The organism is Metabacillus herbersteinensis, assembly GCF_042433335.1.
GTDB classification, from domain to species: domain Bacteria; phylum Bacillota; class Bacilli; order Bacillales; family Bacillaceae; genus Metabacillus; species Metabacillus herbersteinensis.
Genome location: NZ_JBHLVO010000033.1, coordinates 26,748 through 47,619, shown reverse-complemented (window position 1 = coordinate 47,619; position 20,872 = coordinate 26,748). Strand labels below are relative to the sequence as shown.

General features: G+C 36.0%; 24 protein-coding genes and 1 pseudogene. 20 read left to right on the top strand and 5 right to left on the bottom strand.

The window, feature by feature from the left end:
• Positions 1-91 precede the first annotated feature (91 nt).
• The 3 genes and pseudogenes from ilvA to ACFFIX_RS23765 all read left to right on the top strand — a co-directional run bounded on the left by ilvA (position 92) and on the right by ACFFIX_RS23765 (position 2,710).
• Positions 92-1,361, top strand: a pseudogene (gene ilvA / locus ACFFIX_RS23775) (threonine ammonia-lyase IlvA).
• A gap of 130 nt (positions 1,362-1,491) precedes the next feature.
• Positions 1,492-1,743: a DUF2535 family protein gene (locus tag ACFFIX_RS23770; protein ID WP_378938503.1), complete on the top strand. Its 252-nt coding sequence runs from the start codon at positions 1,492-1,494 to the stop codon at positions 1,741-1,743.
• 124 nt (positions 1,744-1,867) lie between these two features.
• Positions 1,868-2,710: a fatty acid kinase binding subunit FakB gene (locus ACFFIX_RS23765; RefSeq protein ID WP_378938501.1), complete on the top strand. Its 843-nt coding sequence runs from the start codon at positions 1,868-1,870 to the stop codon at positions 2,708-2,710.
• 272 nt (positions 2,711-2,982) lie between these two features.
• On the opposite strand, the gene ACFFIX_RS23760 is transcribed toward ACFFIX_RS23765, so the two are convergent.
• Positions 2,983-3,480 (bottom strand): PCYCGC motif-containing (lipo)protein, encoded by a 498-nt coding sequence (locus ACFFIX_RS23760; RefSeq protein ID WP_378938498.1) that lies wholly within the window; start codon positions 3,478-3,480, stop codon positions 2,983-2,985.
• Between the two features lie 385 nt (positions 3,481-3,865).
• Between ACFFIX_RS23760 and ACFFIX_RS23755 the strand changes: the two genes are divergently transcribed.
• The 6 genes from ACFFIX_RS23755 (at position 3,866) to ypmT (ending at position 8,732) form a co-directional block, all read left to right on the top strand.
• A complete protein-coding gene (locus ACFFIX_RS23755) occupies positions 3,866-4,462 on the top strand; it encodes an SCO family protein (RefSeq protein ID WP_378938496.1) in 597 nt (198 codons plus the stop codon).
• Positions 4,463-4,652: 190 nt separating this feature from the next.
• Entirely contained in the window at positions 4,653-5,456 is an 804-nt protein-coding gene (locus ACFFIX_RS23750) for an SGNH/GDSL hydrolase family protein (protein WP_378938494.1), read from the top strand.
• A gap of 11 nt (positions 5,457-5,467) precedes the next feature.
• Complete coding sequence (locus tag ACFFIX_RS23745; protein ID WP_378938493.1) at positions 5,468-6,055, top strand: YpmS family protein; 588 nt, start codon at positions 5,468-5,470, stop codon at positions 6,053-6,055.
• 169 nt (positions 6,056-6,224) lie between these two features.
• Positions 6,225-7,388 (top strand): FxLYD domain-containing protein, encoded by a 1,164-nt coding sequence (locus ACFFIX_RS23740; RefSeq protein ID WP_378938491.1) that lies wholly within the window; start codon positions 6,225-6,227, stop codon positions 7,386-7,388.
• 3 nt (positions 7,389-7,391) lie between these two features.
• Positions 7,392-8,519 (top strand): S1C family serine protease, encoded by a 1,128-nt coding sequence (locus tag ACFFIX_RS23735; RefSeq protein ID WP_378938489.1) that lies wholly within the window; start codon positions 7,392-7,394, stop codon positions 8,517-8,519.
• A 21-nt stretch (positions 8,520-8,540) separates the two neighbouring features.
• Positions 8,541-8,732 carry a protein YpmT gene (ypmT, locus tag ACFFIX_RS23730; protein WP_378938487.1) on the top strand — a complete coding sequence of 64 codons (192 nt, stop codon included), beginning with the start codon at positions 8,541-8,543 and terminating at the stop codon, positions 8,730-8,732.
• A 74-nt stretch (positions 8,733-8,806) separates the two neighbouring features.
• Here the strand turns inward: ypmT and ACFFIX_RS23725 are convergent, their stop codons facing one another.
• Positions 8,807-9,004, bottom strand: coding sequence for a hypothetical protein (locus tag ACFFIX_RS23725; protein ID WP_378938485.1), 198 nt, complete (start codon positions 9,002-9,004; stop codon positions 8,807-8,809).
• A 241-nt stretch (positions 9,005-9,245) separates the two neighbouring features.
• Entirely contained in the window at positions 9,246-10,004 is a 759-nt protein-coding gene (locus tag ACFFIX_RS23720; RefSeq protein WP_378938483.1) for a DUF4397 domain-containing protein, read from the bottom strand.
• A 131-nt stretch (positions 10,005-10,135) separates the two neighbouring features.
• Here ACFFIX_RS23720 and ACFFIX_RS23715 point away from each other — a divergent pair, with 131 nt between their 5' ends.
• Positions 10,136-10,267: a hypothetical protein gene (locus ACFFIX_RS23715; protein ID WP_378938481.1), complete on the top strand. Its 132-nt coding sequence runs from the start codon at positions 10,136-10,138 to the stop codon at positions 10,265-10,267.
• 130 nt (positions 10,268-10,397) lie between these two features.
• Entirely contained in the window at positions 10,398-11,198 is an 801-nt protein-coding gene (locus tag ACFFIX_RS23710) for an alpha/beta fold hydrolase (protein ID WP_378938479.1), read from the top strand.
• Between the two features lie 90 nt (positions 11,199-11,288).
• Here the strand turns inward: ACFFIX_RS23710 and ACFFIX_RS23705 are convergent, their stop codons facing one another.
• Together ACFFIX_RS23705 and ACFFIX_RS23700 are read right to left on the bottom strand one after the other, a co-directional pair.
• Entirely contained in the window at positions 11,289-11,534 is a 246-nt protein-coding gene (locus ACFFIX_RS23705) for a DNA alkylation repair protein (RefSeq protein WP_378938477.1), read from the bottom strand.
• A 119-nt stretch (positions 11,535-11,653) separates the two neighbouring features.
• A complete protein-coding gene (locus ACFFIX_RS23700; protein ID WP_378938475.1) occupies positions 11,654-12,076 on the bottom strand; it encodes a MarR family winged helix-turn-helix transcriptional regulator in 423 nt (140 codons plus the stop codon).
• Positions 12,077-12,253: 177 nt separating this feature from the next.
• Between ACFFIX_RS23700 and msrA the strand changes: the two genes are divergently transcribed.
• From msrA to ACFFIX_RS23655, 9 genes are all read left to right on the top strand, one after another.
• On the top strand, positions 12,254-13,216 hold the full coding sequence (gene msrA / locus ACFFIX_RS23695) for a peptide-methionine (S)-S-oxide reductase MsrA (RefSeq protein WP_378938473.1): 963 nt from the start codon (positions 12,254-12,256) through the stop codon (positions 13,214-13,216).
• 139 nt (positions 13,217-13,355) lie between these two features.
• A complete protein-coding gene (locus tag ACFFIX_RS23690) occupies positions 13,356-13,475 on the top strand; it encodes a YjcZ family sporulation protein (RefSeq protein ID WP_378938471.1) in 120 nt (39 codons plus the stop codon).
• A gap of 198 nt (positions 13,476-13,673) precedes the next feature.
• Positions 13,674-15,140, top strand: coding sequence for an NAD(P)/FAD-dependent oxidoreductase (locus ACFFIX_RS23685; protein WP_378938469.1), 1,467 nt, complete (start codon positions 13,674-13,676; stop codon positions 15,138-15,140).
• 177 nt (positions 15,141-15,317) lie between these two features.
• Complete coding sequence (gene bioB, locus ACFFIX_RS23680; RefSeq protein WP_378938467.1) at positions 15,318-16,307, top strand: biotin synthase BioB; 990 nt, start codon at positions 15,318-15,320, stop codon at positions 16,305-16,307.
• Between the two features lie 188 nt (positions 16,308-16,495).
• Positions 16,496-17,851: an aspartate aminotransferase family protein gene (locus tag ACFFIX_RS23675; protein ID WP_378938465.1), complete on the top strand. Its 1,356-nt coding sequence runs from the start codon at positions 16,496-16,498 to the stop codon at positions 17,849-17,851.
• 15 nt (positions 17,852-17,866) lie between these two features.
• The gene (locus ACFFIX_RS23670; protein WP_378938463.1) at positions 17,867-18,562 is read left to right on the top strand and encodes a CoA transferase subunit A; all 696 of its coding nucleotides are present in this window, start codon (positions 17,867-17,869) and stop codon (positions 18,560-18,562) included.
• Complete coding sequence (locus ACFFIX_RS23665) at positions 18,547-19,206, top strand: 3-oxoacid CoA-transferase subunit B (protein ID WP_378938461.1); 660 nt, start codon at positions 18,547-18,549, stop codon at positions 19,204-19,206. The genes ACFFIX_RS23670 and ACFFIX_RS23665 overlap by 16 nt, the downstream gene beginning before the upstream one ends.
• 19 nt (positions 19,207-19,225) lie before the next feature.
• The gene (locus ACFFIX_RS23660) at positions 19,226-20,497 is read left to right on the top strand and encodes a peptidase (protein WP_378938459.1); all 1,272 of its coding nucleotides are present in this window, start codon (positions 19,226-19,228) and stop codon (positions 20,495-20,497) included.
• Between the two features lie 132 nt (positions 20,498-20,629).
• Positions 20,630-20,866 (top strand): hypothetical protein, encoded by a 237-nt coding sequence (locus tag ACFFIX_RS23655; protein WP_378938457.1) that lies wholly within the window; start codon positions 20,630-20,632, stop codon positions 20,864-20,866.
• Positions 20,867-20,872: the final 6 nt, after the last annotated feature.

Genomic DNA, 20,872 nt, shown 5'->3' with positions numbered 1-20,872 from the left:
ATTTCTTTAAAAAAGTTTAAATAAACACTCTATTTACTGAATATTCATGTTATAATTTCAAATTATCAACGTACTTGAAGGGACCGAGAGAATGAAACAAATTGTAGGAGAGACCAAATCCGTATATGTTGAAGATATTCTTAAGGCACATCATTTACTAAAAGATGTTGTAGCCCACACACCTCTTCAAAAAAAATGAGCAGTTGTCTGAGAAATATGAATGCAATATCTATTTAAAAAGAGAAGATCTCCAAGTTGTTAGATCTTTTAAGATAAGAGGAGCATTTAATAAAATTAGTCAGCTACGAACCGATCAAACTGAAAATGGGATTGTTTGTGCAAGTGCTGGAAACCATGCTCAAGGTGTAGCTTATACTTGCCGTCAGTTAAAAATAAATGGAAAAATATTCATGCCCTCAACAACACCAAGACAAAAGGTTTCACAAGTAGAATTGTTTGGAAAAGAGTTTGTAGAAATAATTTTAACGGGTGATACCTTTGATGATGCTTATGATCGTGCACTTACCTGTAGTGAAAATGAAAACAGAGCATTTATCCACCCTTTTGATGATTTAGATGTAATCGCAGGGCAGGGCACTGTTGCAGTGGAGATTTTAAATGATTCAGACTTTGAATGCGATTATTTGATTGCTAGTGTTGGTGGAGGGGGTTTAATCTCTGGAGTAGGAACGTATTTTCAAAGCATCTCTCCTAACACTAAGATTATCGGAGTAGAGCCTGAGGGAGCACCCGCGTTAGCAAAGGCGTTACTTGAAAATAAAGTAGTTGAATTACCACATATCGAGAAATTTGTGGATGGGGCAGCAGTTAAAAAGGTTGGGGAAAAGTCTTTTCAGATATGCAAAGAAGTCGTTAGTGAAGTATTGTTAGTTCCTGAAGGGAAGGTTTGCACAACGATTCTAGAGCTATATAATGAAAATGCAATTGTAGCTGAACCAGCAGGTGCTTTGTCATTAGCGGTTTTAGATCAGTTAAAAGATAGGATTAAAGGCAAAAACATCGTTTGTATCATTAGTGGTGGAAATAATGATATTGGGAGAATGCAAGAAATAAAAGAGCGGTCAATGATTTATGAAGGCTTACAGCACTATTTTATAGTCAATTTCCCGCAACGCGCTGGTGCATTGCGTGAATTTTTAGATGAGGTTCTTGGCCCGACAGATGACATCAATCGCTTTGAATATACAAAAAAGAATAATAAAGAGAATGGTCCAGCTTTGGTAGGAATTGAATTAAAACAGAAAGATGATTACGCTCAATTAATTAAACGCCTTAACTTAAAAGGGTTTGAATTCACAGAGGTAAATAAAGATAGTAATCTCTTTCATTTGCTTATCTAATCGTGCATATTAGCTATTTGCATTCTTAAAAAAACAATTGAAAATTAAAAAATTCTTTACACAATTAGACAGACTTCGCAGGAACTTTTGGGTATAATATAGGAAACGGGTAAAAAAGAGGATTGATATCTTGTTATTTAAAAGCCTAGAGTTCAAGCTGGTGGGTGGACAGAAGGTAAAAATCATTGATATTCCAGTATTGGAGGAAGATAACAAATACCGTTTCATGATTCAAATCCGTTTACAAACATTTTTAACCACCATTTATGCCCAAACAAACCCAAAGAGTACTTATTCTTTTAGAGATTACCTTAAAAGGGCAATTAAATGGTCTGATTATGAAGCAATTTTTCAACCTAATATGTTACGTAATAACGCATAAACGATCTTGGGACCCACTAAGGGTCTTTTTTTTATTTGATAAAATAGTTAGCGTTGCTTTTTCATTGAAACCTACTTATAACAAGGTATAATATGGGTAATAAGTTTATTAGGGAAGTGTAGAAATGAGAAAAGTAAAAATAGTCACTGACTCTACAATTGATATTAGTCATGAAGTAATTGAAGAATACGAGATTACGATTGTTCCTTTATCCATTACGATAGATGGTAATACCTATATAGATGGAGTAGACATTGCTGCTGATGAGTTTATGAAAAAGATGAAGGATGCGAAGGAGCTTCCAAAAAGCTCACAGCCTCCTGTGGGGCAATTTGTTCATGTATATGATCAACTGGCTGAAGACGGGAGTGTGATTATTTCTATACATATGACTGCTGGCATGAGTGGAACAGTTAGTTCCGCTGAAAGTGCTGCTCAAATGACCGATGCAGATGTTACAGTTATTGATTCAAGATATATATCTAAAGCATTAAGCTTTCAAGTAATCGAAGCTGCGAAAATGGCACAACAAGGTGCTTCAAAGAAAGAAATTTTAGCAAGAGTCGAAGAAATAAGAACTAAATCATCACTATTTATTACAGTTGATACATTAGAAAACTTAGTTAAAGGAGGCAGAATTGGTAGAGGAAAGGCTCTAATTGGATCGCTTCTGAATATTAAACCAATCGCTAGTCTTCAGGATGGAGTTTATACTCCAGTTGCGAAAGTAAGAAGTCATTCGCAAATTGTAAACTATTTATCCAATCAATTTGCGGAGGATGTTAAAGGGAAAACGGTAAAAGCTGTAGGGATTGCACATGCAGACGCACTTGAACTAGCATCAAAAATGAAAAAAGCTGTACTTCAAATAAGTCCAAACTGTCACGTCGATATTTCGTTTACAACTCCTGTTATCTCTACACATACTGGGCCTGGAGCAATCGGGTTCATGTACTTTGCAGAGTAAAGTATATAAACTGTAGGTGCTTTGAACCAAAAGAGAATAATGTTATCGAATCTAAATCACAAGAAAAGGGGTGACCTATTGTCACCCCTTTCTTGTACTATCAGCAGAATTAATTAAATTTGAGAATTAGAGTGCGTTTCTGAATCCAGCGCCCAGCGACTAACGGACTTTCTGCTCCTCTTATGCAATAAGTCAGCATCGAATCGCTTACGCTCTTCGTGTTTCCTTTCTCCATACGTCGCTAAACGGACACTTGCGCTATTGTTCTGATTTTAAGGCATAGGAGTAGGAGTTGCTTCTGCAAAGCCTTCTTTGTATTTTTCATCAATCAGGGTGCGTATTTCTTTCACGGATTTGCCTTTTTGATGCTCAACTACTGCAATTGCTGCAATTTCTAAGCAAACTTTACATTTTGTTCCATGATCATCCCAGACAATTGAACCATCTGATTTTCGCTCACTAATAAAGCAATTGTCATTATGTTTATGACCTACCGATCGTCCACAACCACAATAACAGGGAATATGCTTTAATATTTCTCCATTTTCCCCGGCTGCTGCATAGACATTTTGAATTTCTTTAGGTTGATCATTTAAGAAGGTAGGAAGCACAGTGCTTGAATCTGTTTGTTCCTGTATATCTCCACTTTTAAATGAAGGTTGATCATGTTGTGTGTGATCATCATGCTTAGATTCGGCTGCTTGATTACATCCTGTTAGAATAAGACTGGTGATTACTACACTCGTGATAGAAAATTTTAGTTTACTCATGAAATGTCCTCCTAACTCAAAGTATTTCATAATAACTTTATCATAAAAACGGAACGATAATATCTGCAATTTAATGAACAGAACATAAACTGATATATATGGAAAATTAAAACATATATATAAATAACTACTTTTTGTTCCAAGGGGGTTTGGGTAATCGCTAAAAACATTTTATTTTTTGCTGATTTCGTTATAGATGACGTCGTGGCTATTATCTATGAGTATTACAATTGTTAAAACATTTACAAGTGAGCATCCAATTCCTAAGAAAATGTTATAAAATACCAAAGTTGTGACAGTATCTTTACGTTCAAGTAGCCTTTCTTCCAAAACAAGGTGGAATCTGATAAACTTTCCTTGAGTTGAAAAAAGAGGTGAAGTTTGGATGAACAGGACGCTACGTCTCTGTTTTATTGTATGGATTCTACTTATTTTGTTTGCGTTAACTGCATGTTCAAGTAATGGGCTAAAAGATTCGCTTAATTATGAGGTAAAAGAATTCGAATTTACAAATCAAGACCAAGAAATTGTTCGTTTAGAGGACTTAAAGGGTAAAATATGGGTGGCGGACTTTATTTTTACGAGCTGTGAAACAGTCTGTCCGCCAATGACTGCTCACATGACAGAGTTACAACAAAAAGTAAGTGACGAGGGCATTGAAGCGGAGTTTATTTCTTTTAGTGTTGATCCTGAAATAGATACGCCCATTAAGTTGAAGCAATTTGCAGAGAATTACGATTTAACATTTGATAATTGGAACTTCTTGACGGGTTATACACAAGATGAAATTGAAAAATACGCCCTAGACAGCTTTAAGCAAATTGTTCAAAAGCCAAAAAGTGAAGACCAAGTCATTCACCAAACCCTATTTTATCTAGTCGATCAAAATGGCACGGTTGTTAAAGATTATAGTGGTGTTGAAAATACTCCATACGATCAAATCATTGAAGATATGAAGACTCTACAAAAACCTAGTAAGTAAAACGCGTTTTAACGACAAAATAAACAAAGATTCCTTCTGGAGTCTTTTTTTAATTTATCACCTTATCAATTGCTAATAGAAATGATAGTTCAGCAATATAGTGGTATAATCTATTCTTAAAACAATACGGCTAAACTAGAATAAGCGATTCTACCAATTTTATGTCTAAAAAGATAATGTAGGTGATTGAATGATACGTATTTTATTAATAGTGTTCAGTGTTTTTATTTTATTGAGTGGATGTGCATCCAGTTCACTTTATTCTTCTAGTATTTCGGATAAAAAAAACAATTTAATAGAAAAGCTAAACCCGCCAGAGTCGTTCACTTCACGTGACCTAAAAATAGTTGCCATTGGTGATTCTTTAACAGCTGGTGTGGGCGATGAGTCGAAGCAAGGTGGCTATATTGGGATGGTAAAAAAAATGTTAGAAAGAGAAACGGGACTTAAAGAAGTAACACTTTCAAACTTTGGTATAAGAGGTCACAAAACAGATGATTTATTGAAAAAGTTATCAAATGAAGAAGTGATTTCACGAGTAAAAGAAGCAGATATTATTGTGATGACGATTGGTGCTAATGATATAATGGAAGTTGTGAGAGGAAACATACTTTCTCTAGACTTTGAACCATTTAGAAATGAAAAAAAGAACTATGAAGACCGATTTTCCGACATTCTTTCTACAATACGCAAACATAACACAGAAGCTCAAATTGTTTATGTAGGACTTTATAATCCTTTTAAACTTATGCTCCCTGAATTAACTGAAATAGACATAATTATTGAAGAGTGGAATAACTCTTCACAACGCTTAATTCAAGCTGATCCTAATTCAAATTATGTTCCAGTTGATGATTTCTTTTCAAGAGAAAGCGTTGATAAACTATTATATAAAGATGAGTTTCATCCAAACAAATTAGGGTATTCCTTAATGGCTGATCGTGTTTTCAATGCTATAAAGAATGAAGAAATCAACTACCTGAGTAGTGAATAGGGTGAAATAAAATGAAAAAATGGAAAATCGCTTTTTTGCTGTTAATTTCAGTAAATTTAATTGTTTTTCTGCTCCTGTTTTTTATGGTATTTGCCTCTAGCGATGAACAAATACAAAAAAATGGTGAGGCAGAAGCAGTGGAATATCCTAATACTGTTCCGCTCATTGTAAAGGGAAGTAAATCCTCTTTAAATCAACTAATAAATTCTTATCTCCAAAAAGAAGCAAAAAATGATCAATTAAATTACCGAGTTCAATTAGAGGATAAAGTTTATTTATACGGGACAATTCAAGCCTTTAATAAGGATATTGAAATGAGAATGACGTTTCAACCTGAAGTGAAAAAAGACGGAAACCTCCTTCTTCATGTGGAAGAACTATCAATAGGGCTTATCCAGTTACCCATATCTTATGTGTTAAAATATATGCACAAAAACTATGAATTTCCTCAAGCAGTAAAGATTGATTCTACTCAGGAACTTGTTGATATTCAGTTAGATGAATTATCTCTAAAAAACGACTTCAAAGCTAGTGTTCAAACTTTTGACTTATTAAAAGATGACATTTCCTTTAAAATGTACGTTCCATTACAAAAGTAGAAAGCATCTAACAATACAATTGTTAGATGCTTTCTACTTTTTAATCCTACGTTAATTAGTGAATTAGTACATTTACCCTATATTGAAAATCTAGTAGGTTTTTGACGAAACATGTATACTTATAGAATACTAGTCGAGACTCCTGAAAAATGGAATGAGGAGGTTTCACATGTTTTGCGAAAATTGTGGTGCAAGCAGGATTGATATTCAATCAAATTATTGTCCTAATTGCGGAAAAAAAATGATCAAACCAGATGAAGTGAATAGTGAAGGAAAAAGTAGTCGTTATCTGTCAATTGCTTTGCCATTAACGAGTCTATTAGTTGTTCCTGCTCTTTTATATATGGTACATGTAAACGAAAAAAGCGTAAATGCCGAGGTTCTAGAATATCAAGAAAGAGCTGAACAGGCAGCGTTAACAGGAGATTATTCAAAAGCGTTACTTTTCATTGAAAAAGGTCTAGCTAATCGAAGCGAGTACGAGGTCTTACTAAAAGAAAAAGAGATGATTTTATCTCTTGAAGAATTCGATCAGGATCTTTCTCAAATCGAACAACACATAATGAATGAGAATTTTGAAATAGCAACAAAGTCTATCAATCTACTGAAAAGCCAAGTGGTACATCAGAAATCACCATTATATGTTCAGCTCTCTCATAAAATTCACGAAGCTGAAACAACTGTAAAGGTTGGTGAGATAAAACAAGAACTCGCCGAGCTTGAAACCATTGACCAATTAGAAGAAAAGTTATCGACATTGTACGCTCTCGAATTAGAAGAAGCGGCTGAAGTTGAAACACAAATTCATACGAAGATGGTGTTGATTAGTTCAAAAGAGGCAGAACAAGAACTAGCGGACAAACACTTCAATCGGGCAATCTATACAATTGATGAAGCATTACAATATGTCGTAAATAACGAAAAATTATTATCAATAAAAGATAAAATTACCGAAGAAAAGTCTTCATTCGAACAAGCGGAGCAAAAGAGAATAGAAAGTGCAATTGTCGCTGCAAAAAAAGAAGAGGAACGAAACAGAACGGAAGCTGTAAAAGTAAGAGGTGTGGAACTAAACGTCGATAAGTACGGTGATGCCTATATTAAAGGAGAAGTGTTGAACAGTGGAACCAAAGAGGTTCACTCTATTTCCATTCAATTTGTAGTGAAAGATGCTTCAGGTAAAGAAGTGGAAAAGGGTGAAACAAATGTTTTCCCAAATGAGCTTCAACCAGGAGATTCTGCAAAATTCGAGCATGTTACCTATTCAGCAAAAGAAGATGCAAAGATTGAAGTAAAGCACATTTCTTGGTATCTAAAGGAAAAGAAAGGATAACACATGAACAAAAAGTGGATTATTAGTATCTCTATTTCATTATTAATTTGGACAAGTGGTAGTATCGGCTATTTTTACTTGAAAGATAGAGTAGCGAATCAGGTTTATGCAGAATCTCCAATTCTTAAAAGGGACACAGATGTTCCAACTTTAAAAACAGAAGTAAACTTAAAAGAGATTATTAGAGAAACACAGAAAAAAGTGGTGATGGTTGAACTAGATGATGGCACTGTGGGATCTGGATTTCTCTATAACAATAACGGTGATATTATTACAAATGCACATGTCGTTTCTGGAGCAACTGACGTGAAAATTCGTACAACAGATGCAAAAGGGTATGAAGGTAAAGTAATAGGACTTAGTATGGAAACAGACATAGCTGTCGTCAGAGTTGAGGGACTTAAAGACCAACCTCCACTTGAGATTTCTGTTAATAGAAAATTAGAAATAGGAGACGAAATTCTCGCACTAGGGAGTCCGTTAGGTTTACAAAACACTGTGACAACTGGAATTATTAGTGGTACGGATAGAGAATTAGATATTGCACCCTATAAATATGAAAATGTCTATCAAATTTCAGCACCAATTGCTCCTGGTAACAGTGGAGGACCATTAATCGATCGTCAAACAGGACATGTAATAGGAATAAATTCAGCAAGGCTGGAACAAGGATCGATTGGTTTTAGCATTCCGATTAACACTGTTTTGCCCTTAGTTAATAGTTGGTCAGAAACACCAATGAAAAACTTACCAGACATATCAAAGCTTGACGGAGCAGATGAAATAGACGAAAATAAGGTACTAGAAACGGCTGATTATCTCGTTAGCTATTTTAATGAAAGTCTAACTTATCGTGATTATGTAACAGCATACTCAATGCTAGGTAGTGATTGGCAATCAAAAGTCAGCTATGAAGAATTTCGTAATCAATATTTAAATACATTGTCATTAAAAATAGAAGAATTGAAAATAAATTCTCAGAATGGCCATGTGGATGTTGAAACAGTCATTACAGCTCAAGAGAGAGAGAATGAGAAAAAGATTCAAAGCACGTATAGAATTCATTATGAGATCGCGTTCGAAAATGAACAGGCTAGAATAATTTCAGAGAAAAAAGAGCTGTTAAAGTAAGAAAGATGTAGGGGTGAAGATATGAAAAATATATTTGTGACTGTAAGTTTGCTAGCTATTTTATTAGCTCTTTACTTTGGTGGAGTAGCTTTTCAAAAGTTTGAAGAAGAGAATATGGATGAGGTTTATTTAAATATAGGCTACTGTGCACTCTTTTTAAGTAGTTCGGTGTATTCTTGGCATTTAAAAGAAGAAAGACAAAAAAATACTTAAACAAAGCTCAGGGAGCCTTGTTCAGCTACTTAAATAAAAAAACGAGAAGGGACTTCCCTTCTCGTTTTTTATTATTAAGAACCCTCTTCTTCAGTTGTCTCTTCTTCAGTTGTCTCTTCTTTAGGTGTTTCTTCTTCAGTTGTTTCTTCTTCAGTTTCAGTTTCTTCAGTGTTTGTTTCTTCTTGTTCTGGATCTTCAGTGTTGTTACATGCAGCCATTAAAAATACCGCCAATAGTGATGCGCCAATTTTTAGTAGTAAATTCTTTTTCATAAATTTTTTCCTCCCATGTAACGATTAGATTGTGTTTTGCTTGAACCTCTTGGCTCAATACAATCATAATCGAAAGAGAAGACAAGTAGTTGTAATTTACAGAATTTTTACATGTTTTTAAAGAATTACACATTCTTTACACTTTACTTAATTTTCTTTACGTAAATTTTTCAAAATTTCAGGAAAATAGCATCTAGTCTTTTTATAAATGGGTCCGGAAGTAGCACCTGAGTAGAAATACTTAAGATGTAATGATTAGATCCAATGAAGGTGTACCATTTGCAAAACCAACTGCAAACACTGTAAAAGCTCGATCAGCTTTAAATTGAACTTTTCGGACCGTTAATACAACTGAATTCGTCCCTGCAACCCGTACTTCTAAGTCAACTTTTCTAGGGGAAACCGTTAAAAAGGTTGTAGCATCCAAGAATGACACATTTTTAAATAGGACATCTCCATCTTTTATTGCAATATCAACAGCGGGTGCATCTGGTGATAAGTGGACAACTCTAACTTTCGTTTCACCTGCTGAAATAAACGGCTGATCTATAAAGGGTAATAATTTTAAATTGGAAGCTCTACCGCTTGCAGCAATTGTATACGTACTCGCTGGCATTAACAAAAGCATTTCCGATAGTACGGGACGTGACTGATTTCCAGTAGGGAATATGTCGATACGATAATTTCCTGCTGGTAGTTGAAAATAGTCACTTAGTTGTTTAAATGTTACATTTTTTAATGTAACTTTACCATTCAAGTAGATATCTACTGAAGGTGCATCCGGTGAAGCGTGGAGGATACGAACTTTAGACATGCCCAGATTCAATTGTTGTGAATGGTGATCACGATGATCATGTTGCCCTGCAGACATAAGTTGTTGCAAAGCTTTAAGATGTTTTTGATAATACAGAATGTGTTTTGCTGGGTCAACGTATTTATAGTAGTTGCTAAGCATATCGTACATTAATGCCTTGTGAGCATACTTTTCTTTAGGATTCATTCCTTAGCTCTCCTATCATCTCTATTCGTAACTAACATATGAGGAGTGATGGGTGTATGTCACAAAAAGGTTCATCGAATAAAGAAGCGATTACTGGATAAAAATAGGTATAAGAAGCGAGGAGGGAAATAATGGATCGTAATAAAGAAAAACTAAGCTATGAATCGGATGGGAAGATGGGTAAGGACAAAAAGGAAGAGCGTGAAGTCAATCAAGAAAAGCAAGAAAAGTCATTTTTTAATACAACTCAAACTAGTGAGTAAGACGATTCTGAAGTATGTGTTTTTAAAGAAGCGTGCTAAAATAAATTAAATACATATTGAAAACCTAACCTTGACTTAAATCATGTCTAAGCATAAAAATTGTGTTTAAAATGAACTTGGAGGGTGTACAATGGAACGTTTCGCTCAAAATGTCGGAGAAGATACGATTTCTTATTTGGATCAAGGCGTTGGGGATTGTTTAGTCCTAATACATGGATTCTGTGGTAGTCACGAATATTGGAAATATATCGTTCCAGCGCTCACAAAGGAATACCGAGTTCTCACAATTGATTTAAGAGGTCATGGTGGTTCAAGCACTACTAAAAATGGTTATAATGTTTCTGATATGGCAGATGATATCGAGAATGTAATTGCCGCGCTTGAGATTGAACGAGTCTCCATCATTGGTCACTCACTAGGTGGGTATGTTGCGCTTGCATTTGCTGAAAAATATCCAGAGAAACTGAATCGGTTAGCACTTATTCATTCTACTGCATTTGCAGATAGTGAGGAAGGGAAAGCGAATCGACTCAAAGGAATAAACAAGATTGAAAGTGAGGGAATTATCCCTTTTATTGATGATTTAGTTCCTAAACTTTTTGCAAAGTCTTCTAGTACTGCATCCAACGATCAGCTACAGTTCGTGAAAAAGATTGGTTATAAAACGGCTGAATTTGGTGCGATTGGTGGACTTGAGGCGATGAAAAACCGCCTAGATCGCAATGATGTGTTAACAAATTTAACAATCCCAGTTTTAATCGTAGCAGGCAGTGAGGATCAATTAATTTCTCCAGAAAAATCCTTCTCAGTAAAATCTGTTTATATTACAGAAGTAACTATTGAAAAGTGTGGGCACATGTCTATGATTGAACAACCTGATTTGTTAGCTGAACATCTCCTGTTTTTTCTTAAAAATTCTGTTCGGGTATAAAGTAGTTGAACAGAGTGATCAAATGGTTCTTATCATATTTAAAAATGGCTGGTTTTAGAGGACTTTTCCTTTAAATCAGCCATTTTTTGTTTAGTTACTAAACTCAGCTCGTTTTATAAAACTAATTTCTTCTTCTACCAACCCACAAGCCCCGCATTGTACTTTGTATGTAGGTCCTTTATAGGCTAAATGAAAGGGTTCTAAATTGGATTGATCGAACTCCTCAACAATATCACCCGTTTGTGGATTTAATTTTACTGGTTTTACATGTTGTTCAATGATATTAAATCTCGTTCGGTTTGATTTACAATTTGGACATAAATAAGGTGCAGACATTTAAAAGGCCTCCTTTACTGTATCCCTTATCTTCTCACCGCACGCTTGGGAATATGTATAATATAGGTCTCCGAACAGTATTAAAATAGTAAATAAAAAAGCAGCCGATGGCTACTTTCTTAAGACAGATCCAATTTTTTAAATAGTTCAATAAACATTGTAAGTTCTTCATCTGTATAACAATTAAATCTTTCGGCTAAGTATTCTGTTTTTCTTTTTTCAATTGTAAAAAGAACTTTTTCACCTAAATCAGTTAAGTGAATGTCAACAATTCTACGATCTTGTGTAGAACGAACACGTCGGATCCATGTTTTTTCGATAAGGGAATCCGTCACAACTGTAATATGGCTGGCAGATACATCGAGAATTCGAGATAAATCAGAAGCCTTTTTTGAACCTTGTTCACGCAACACCTTTAATATAATAAACTCGTTTCGTGATAATTCTTTATCAAAAACCTCGTTAAGCTCTTGGCGAAGTTGACGAAAAACAATTCGCAACAGAGATTCCATTTCATACATTTTTTCTTGGCGATTTTTCAAGCTGTTTTCCTCCAAAGGACGAAACTATTTTCCTAAGTAATTCATACCTTTTTTAGACTAAGGAAAGTATAAGGATGTGTCAAGGTTAAAGTGAAAAGTAGTAGTGAGCGGATTGCTTTTCTTCATTTCTTAGAATGATATAATAAGTGCAAGATCTATTTAGGAGGTTCTGATAAGATGGTAGAAAAGAACGTTGAACTTGCTACATTTGCGGGTGGCTGTTTTTGGTGTATGGTCCAACCATTTGATGAAATGCCTGGAATTGTAAGTGTTGTCTCGGGATATACCGGCGGTGAAAAAGAAAACCCTACATATGAAGAGGTATGTTCGAATGTAACAGGTCATTTAGAAGCTGTTCAAATTACCTTCGAACCAAGTCTATTTTCGTATCAACAACTTCTCGATCTATATTGGACTCAAATTGATCCAACAGATGCAGGCGGACAATTTCATGATCGTGGAGAATCTTATCAAACGGCTATTTTTTATCATAACGAAAAACAAAAGCAGCTAGCAGAGCAATCAAAGATAAGCTTACAACAAAGCAATATATATAAAAAGCCAATTGTTACAAAAATTTCACCTGCAAAACCTTTTTATGCTGCAGAAGATTATCATCAAGACTTTTACAAGAAAAGCCCTACTCGCTATCAATCATACCGTACAGGATCAGGTAGAGATAAATTCATCCATGATCATTGGGACGTGGTAAATAAAGAGGAACTAAAAAATAAATTATCACCTATTTCATATGAAGTTACTCAAAATAATGGGACAGAACCCCCTTTTCACAATGAATTCTGGGATCATGAAAAAGATGGAATTTATGTAGATGTTATATCTGGTAAGCCTTTATTTAGTTCAACAGATAAATATGATGCTGGCTGTGGTTGGCCAAGTTTTACCAAGCCAATTCAAGAATTTGAAGTAATTGAAAAGAAAGACTCTACACATGGCATGATTCGAATTGAGGTACGCAGTAAAACAGCTAATGCACACCTTGGGCATGTGTTTAATGATGGTCCAGGTGCTAATGGTCTTAGATATTGTATCAACTCTGCTGCGCTTAGATTTGTTGCAAAAGAAAATCTTCAACAAGAGGGTTATGAAAGATATTTGCCTTTATTTGAAAAAGAGTAAATTTCTAAGAGAAACAGCTCCTTGTTTTTTAAATAATGAGATTATCACCTAGAAAATGGGCGAATGCACAGACAATTCACTTCTGAATACCATAGAGTAAAGGGAAACCTAATTTTTGAACTAGAGGAGTGAACCTGAGATGCATTGCTATTATGATTGCGGATACCCGGGTGGTAACTACGGAACTGGAAACAGCTTCGTTTTGATTGTTGTATTGTTTATCTTGTTAATTATTGTTGGTGCAGCATACGTTTGCTAATGTAAAGTCACAGGACTCCTAATGGGGTCCTGTTTTTTTTAGAATTATCTATATAAAAAACGAACGATTAAGTACATAAATAATATATAGTTCGTATTTTACTTGACGGTCATGCTGTATGTTGGTATATTTACCAATGGAAAAATAAATTTAATTCAAACTGATTGATACTATATTTATATAAATGGGGGAGATATCGTGAGTCGCACATATGATGTCATTGTAGTTGGTGCCGGTCCCGCCGGTATTTTTGCATGCTATGAATTAATGGAAAAGATGCCAGAAGCGAACGTGCTTTTAATTGATAAAGGTCATGATATTTACCGAAGAAATTGCCCGATTTTAGAAAAAAAGATTGAAAAATGTCCACCTGCTGTGGGAAGAAAAGAATTTGCAGGATGCTTACCGGCTTGTTCAATTACAAATGGATTTGGAGGAGCGGGAGCTTATTCTGATGGGAAGTTTAATATAACAAGTGAATTTGGAGGGTGGATGACTGATTATTTATCGGACAGTCAAGTTATCGACCTGATTAAATATGTAGATTCTATCAATCTTTCGCACGGAGCGACTGATACAATTACTGATCCTCTTACAGAACAAGTTAAAGATATTGAACGAAGAGGCTTTGCTGCGGGCCTGAAGCTACTGCGTGCACAAGTACGCCATTTAGGAACTGAGCAAAATTTAGAGATTTTAAAAAGTATTTTCGAAACGTTGAAAGTCAAAATTGAAATGTTATTTAAAACAGAGGTAGAGGATATTATTACAGAAAAAGAAGATGGAAAGCACATTGTAAAGGGTATTTTACTTAGCAATGGTGATACTCTTCTAGCAGATAAAATCATTGTTGCTCCAGGCCGTGATGGATCTAAGTGGCTTTCGAAACTATTGAAAAAAAGACGATTATCCATGATCAACAATCAAGTCGATATTGGGGTAAGAGTTGAAACGTCTAATATCGTCATGGATGAAATAAATGAACATCTTTACGAAGGCAAATTCATCTTCAATACATCAGTTGGAACTAAAGTTAGAACGTTTTGCAGCAATCCTTCAGGACATGTAGTGGTTGAAAATCATTCTGGAACGATGCTTGCAAACGGCCATGCATACAAAGATCCTAAACTAGGAAGCAACAACACCAACTTTGCTCTTCTTGTTTCACACACATTCTCTGAACCATTTGATCAGCCGAATGAATATGCTCATGAAGTATCAGGCTTAGCGAATAGCTTATCAAATGGTGGCTTAATTGTTCAAAAATATGGTGACATTCTCAAAGGTCGTCGTTCCACAGAAAAGAGAATTAAAGAAGGCTTTTTAGAACCAACTCTAAAGGAAGCGGTTCCTGGTGATCTTGGATTAGTACTTCCGTACAACACAATGAAAAGTTTAATTGAAATGATGGAAGCATTAAACAAAGTAACTCCTGGATTGGCTTCTGAACATACACTTTTCTACGGAATAGAAGCAAAATTCTATTCAGCTCGTCCTGTAATTAACAAACACTTTGAATCTGAAATTGGTGGCTTGTATGTAGGTGGAGATGGAGCAGGAATTACCAGAGGTTTAGCACAAGCTGGAGCTTGTGGTGTATGGGTAGCAAGGGATATTGCCCAAAAGCTTTCACATACAGTAAAAAGAGAAACTGTCGGAGTGTAAAAAAGTAATACTGTCTTATTATTTAGATACAGCAGAGTTAATTCGAATTGAATTAGCTCTATTTTTTATTTTTCCATGATTGGACTAAAATATGTATGTAAACTTTACTTTGAAACTAGTTGACTAAATGCCACCTATTCATTACCATTAAGGTAACAAGGATAGGGGGAACTAAAAGTGAACTGGAGTGCCTTAGCTGAAGAAGTAATCGCAGGAAAAGTTTTAAGTAATCAGGAAGCGTTAAGAATTTTAGACAGTCATGATGATGATTTATTAGTCCTACTCAATGGTGCATTTCGTATTCGAAAGCATTATTACGGGAAAAAAGTAAAATTAAATATGATTATGAATACTAAGTCAGGACTATGTCCTGAAAATTGTGGCTACTGCTCACAATCGGTCGTTTCCAAAGCACCCATCGAAAAATATAGAATGCTAGATAAAGAAACGATTGTAATGGGAGCAAAGCGGGCATATCAAATGCAAGTGGGCACATATTGTATTGTTGCAAGTGGAAGAGGACCATCAGAAAAAGAGGTCGACCATGTTGTCTCCGCTGTTAAAGATATAAAGAATCAATATGGATTGAAAATTTGTGCCTGTTTAGGGATTTTAAAACCTGATCAAGCAAAAAAGCTCAAGGAAGCTGGAGTGGACCGTTATAATCATAATTTAAATACTTCAAGAGAACATCATTCATCAATTACAACATCGCATACATATGATGACAGAGTAACAACTGTTGAAACGGTTAAAAGTAGTGGGATTTCACCATGTTCTGGTGTCATTATCGGAATGAGAGAAACTCTTCAAGATGTGGTAAACATGGCATTCAGTTTAAAAGAGCTTGACGCTGATTCAATTCCTGTGAATTTTTTACATGCGATTGATGGAACACCACTTGAAGGGACGAATGATTTAAACCCCAGATATTGCTTAAAGGTGTTAGCTCTGTTTCGCTTTATTAATCCTACGAAGGAAATCAGAATCTCTGGTGGCAGAGAAGTGAATTTAGGCAGTCTTCAACCATTAGGTTTATATGCAGCCAACTCCATTTTCATCGGTGGTTATTTAACAACTCGTGGGCAAGAAAGCACCGAGGATCATAAAATGCTCGAGGATATGGGGTTTGAAATTGAGTTTGAACATGAAGTTCAATATAGTTAAGTTTTTTCATTTCAATCGAGATCTTGTGCTTTCACAAGGTCTTTTTTACTTTTTCCCTCACAATATTGAAGAAAACCAAACTCTAAAATCATAGATGAACCATTAGTTAGATATATGAACCTCAGTTAACTCATACAATAAGTAAAGTGATCTTACAGCTTAATAAGGTTGAAAATGAGGTGGAATGTATGATGAGGTCTCATTTAATAAAACCGATTTTGGATGAAGAGTATAAACAAATTAGTCACGGTTCAGGGGTTTATTTATACGATACAGATGGAAAAAAATATTTAGATGGTTCTTCTGGTGCAGTGACCTGTTCGATTGGGCATGGTGTAAAGGAAGTAATTAATGCGATGCATGATCAAGCAAAAAAGGTTTCCTTTGTTTATCGGTCACAGTTTACAAATGAACCAGCCGAACGATTAGCCGAGAAACTAGCACAACTTGCACCAGGGGATTTGAATTGGTCTTTTTTCGTTAACAGTGGCTCAGAAGCAACCGAAACTGCTATGAAAATTGCCATTCAATACTGGCAAGAAAAAGGAAAACATCAAAAAAGTAAAATTCTATCAAGATGGATGAGTTATCATGGCATTACAATCGGATCACTTTCTTTATCGGGTCATACTGAGCGAAGGGCACGCTTTGTCCCATTATTAGATGCAAATCCCGTTATATCTCCTCCTTACTGTTACCGCTGTCCATTCGATCGAACCTATCCAGGATGTCAATTAAAATGTGCAACTGAACTTGAAACAGCTATTAACAGAATTGGCTCTGATCACATCGCAGCCTTTGTTGTCGAGCCTCTAGTTGGAGCTGCAGGTGGAGCGATCGTTCCTCCAGCTGGGTATTATGAAAAAATTAGAGACATATGTGACCGTAACCAAATTTTGCTGATTGCAGATGAAGTCATGACGGGTATAGGGAGAACAGGAAAAATGTTTGCGATGGAGCATTGGAGTGTTCAACCAGATATCATCGCATTAGGGAAAGGTTTAAGTGCAGGATACACCCCCATTGCTGCGACACTGGTAAGCGACTCAATCATTGAACCAATCTTAACCGGTTCAAAGTTAATCATGAGTGGACATACGTATAGTGCAAACCCACAATCTGCAGCAGTCGCCCTAGCAGTCTTAACCTATATTGAAAAGCACTCCCTCGTTGAAGCATCTCATTCGAAAGGGATTTTTCTATTAAATGAGCTTCAACAATTTAAAAAGAAGTTCACAATTGTTGGAGATGTGAGAGGAAAAGGTTTGTTAATTGGGATCGAATTTGTTTCAAACACCAACACGAAGCTCCCATTTAAGAAAGATTGTAAGGTGACAAATTTAGTCATTAAGCAAGCTCAGATAAATGGATTATTAATCTACCCTTCCACCGCTGGTATCGAGGGAGTCTCAGGGGATGCAATCTTAGTTGCCCCACCTTTGACGATCACAGAAACAGAAATGAATGAACTTATATATCTTCTCTATAAAACGATTAAAGAAGTAGAAGATTCACTACAAGTACCTAAAAATAATCCTGCATAAACAGGAGGAACGAAAATGGTAAGTAATGTATACAACAAAATTAAAACAGTAAATGAAGTAGTAGGAAAAATAGAGGACGGTACGAAATTAATGATTGGCGGATTTGGAGGTGTTGGTAACCCACCAACATTAATATCAGCAATTCTTGAAAAAGGAGTGAAAGACTTAACCATCATTTGCAATGATACAGGGTTTCCTGACATTGGTGTAGGCAAACTTATCACTGAAGGACGTGTAAAGAAGATCATTGCTTCACACATTGGCTCAAACCCGCTTGCAGGGGAACAAATGGCTTCAGGAAAAGTAGAAGTTGAATTTTCTCCACAAGGAACATTGGCTGAGCGAATTCGAGCAGGAGGTGTTGGGCTGGGCGGGATATTAGTAGATGTTGGCCTCGAAAGTGATGTGGTTGAAAAAGGAAAAACTAGAATTGACGTAAACGGGCTAACATACTTACTCGAAACACCGTTAAAAGCAGATGTAGCAATTATTTACGGGATGCAAAGTGATCCCTTTGGGAACCTTATTTATCGCAAAAGTGCACGAAATATGAACCCGTTAATGGCGATGGCAGCTACTTACACAATTGCCGAAGTAGAAGAAATTGTCCCGTTAGGGGAACTAAATGGAGAATCGATTATTACTCCAGGAATTTTTGTGCAAGCGATCGTTGAAGGAGATGGGGTGGACTGGAAATGGGTTTGGGAGTAGATATTCGATCGAAAATAGCTAGACGAGCAGCAAAAGAAATACAAAGTGGCATGATTGTTAATTTAGGAATTGGAATTCCTTCCCTAGTGGCTAATTTTATTGAGCGGGATGCGGTCATGATTCAAGCAGAAAATGGGATTCTTGGGATTGGGCCTTCACCTGAAGCAGGTCAGGAAGACGAAAATCTTTGTAATGCAGGAGGTTATCCAGTTACAAGTGTAAAAGGTGCTTCATACTTTGACAGTTCGATAGCTTTTGGCATGATTCGAAATGGATACATTGATTTAACAATCTTAGGTGCGCTTCAGGTAAGTGAAAAAGGTGATTTAGCAAATTGGATCGTTCCAGGAAAACGGGTTCCAGGAATGGGTGGTGCAATGGAGCTTGCACAAAAGGCTAAAAAGGTAATTGTGCTTATGAATCATGTTAACAAAAATGGAGAACCGAAAATTGTCACACAGTGCTCTCTTCCACTGACCTCTAAACAATGTGTTTCAATGATCATTACAGAAAGAGCGGTCATTTCAGTCACAAAATGGGGATTGCTTTTAACAGACGTAATGGAGCCATATTCAATTGAGGAAGTAATCAAATCCACGGGTGCACCGTTAAGGTTATCAAAAAAAATAGAGAGAATTTCCTAACGATCGGAAGGGTGAGGGGATGAAGGAACAAAAACAAAAAGCATGGGATTGGATTGAGTCAAATAAACAAAACGGGGTACAGCTACTACAAAAATTAGTTCAAGAAAAAAGTGTTCAGCATGAAGAGGCGCCTGCTCAAGCAATTATTTTAGAAAAGTGTCGTCAGCTTCAATTAGAAATCGATTTGTGGGAACCAGGGGGAATCTCACTTCGGACTCATCCAGAATTTGTATCAACAAGGCCTCATTTTCAAGACAGTCCAAATATAGTTGCCATTTTAAAAGGTACCGGTAAAGGTCGTTCTGTTATATTAAATGGTCATATTGATGTTGTTCCAGAAGGTGAACAGAGCCAATGGCACGACGATCCTTATTCAGCAAAAGTGAACAATGGAAGAGTTTATGGACGAGGATCAACTGATATGAAGGGAGGAAACGTTAGTTTATTACTGGCGATAGAAGCGATAAAGGAAAGTAAAATACCACTTAAAGGTGACGTGATTTTTCAAAGTGTAATTGAAGAGGAGAGTGGTGGAGCGGGAACTTTAGCTGCTATTTTGAGGGGGTATAAAGCCGATGCCGCAATCATCCCAGAGCCTACAAATCTAAAAATCTTTGCAAAACAACAAGGATCCATGTGGTTTAGGTTAAAAGTAAAGGGAAGATCCGCACATGGTGGCACGAGGTATGAAGGAGTTAGTGCAATTGAAAAAAGCTACAGCGTAATAGAGCACATAAAAGAGCTCGAAACAAATCGAAATCAACGAATTACCGATACCTTGTACAAAAATATTCCCATTCCTATTCCAATAAATATAGGGAAGATTAGTGGTGGTACGTGGCCGTCATCAGTTGCGGATACGGTTGTGTTAGAAGGTAGATGTGGAATTGCTCCAGATGAAACGGTTGAAACTGTAAAAGTTGAATTCTCAAACTATCTTGATACTTTAAAAGAGAAAGATATCTGGTTTGGCGAACATCCTGTTGAAATTGAATGGTTTGGGGCAAGATGGCTACCAAATGACTTATCACTTCAACATGATATCATTCAAATTCTATCAAATGAATACAAACTGATAAAAAGTGAAGATCCAACGATTGAGGCATCCCCTTGGGGAACGGACGGGGGATTGCTGGCGACGGTAGGAAATATCCCAACAGTTGTATTTGGCCCAGGTACAACAGAGGTCGCTCATTTCCCAAATGAGTATATCGAGATCGATAAAATGATAGATAGTGCTAAGATTATCGTTTCTTTCTTAATAGAATGGTGTGGTGTTCTAGAAGAGTGAGAAATAAAGATTGAAAAGAGAGGGAGTGAATTCGCATTGAATTCGTCTTCCTCTCTTTTTTAGTTCATGAAACGTACATAAATAGCTTATTTCTAGCAAATAATGGCTGTATAAGAATGTAGGTGGCTAAAAATGATAACGATCGCATACATAGTTGTGTTTTGTTTGATGTCTATTCTATTAGCGGTTTTTGATATGTTTTTATATAGAGAATCAATCTTTGATAGCATTTATCATTTATTTCAACTAGATTTTGGAACGCGTAAATGGATGGTCTATATATCGACTATTATTGGACTCATTTCAGCTATTTTAACAGACATTAATCATCGGAAAACAAAAAAGGTTAACAAAGATCGCTCGAGGTGAATTCAT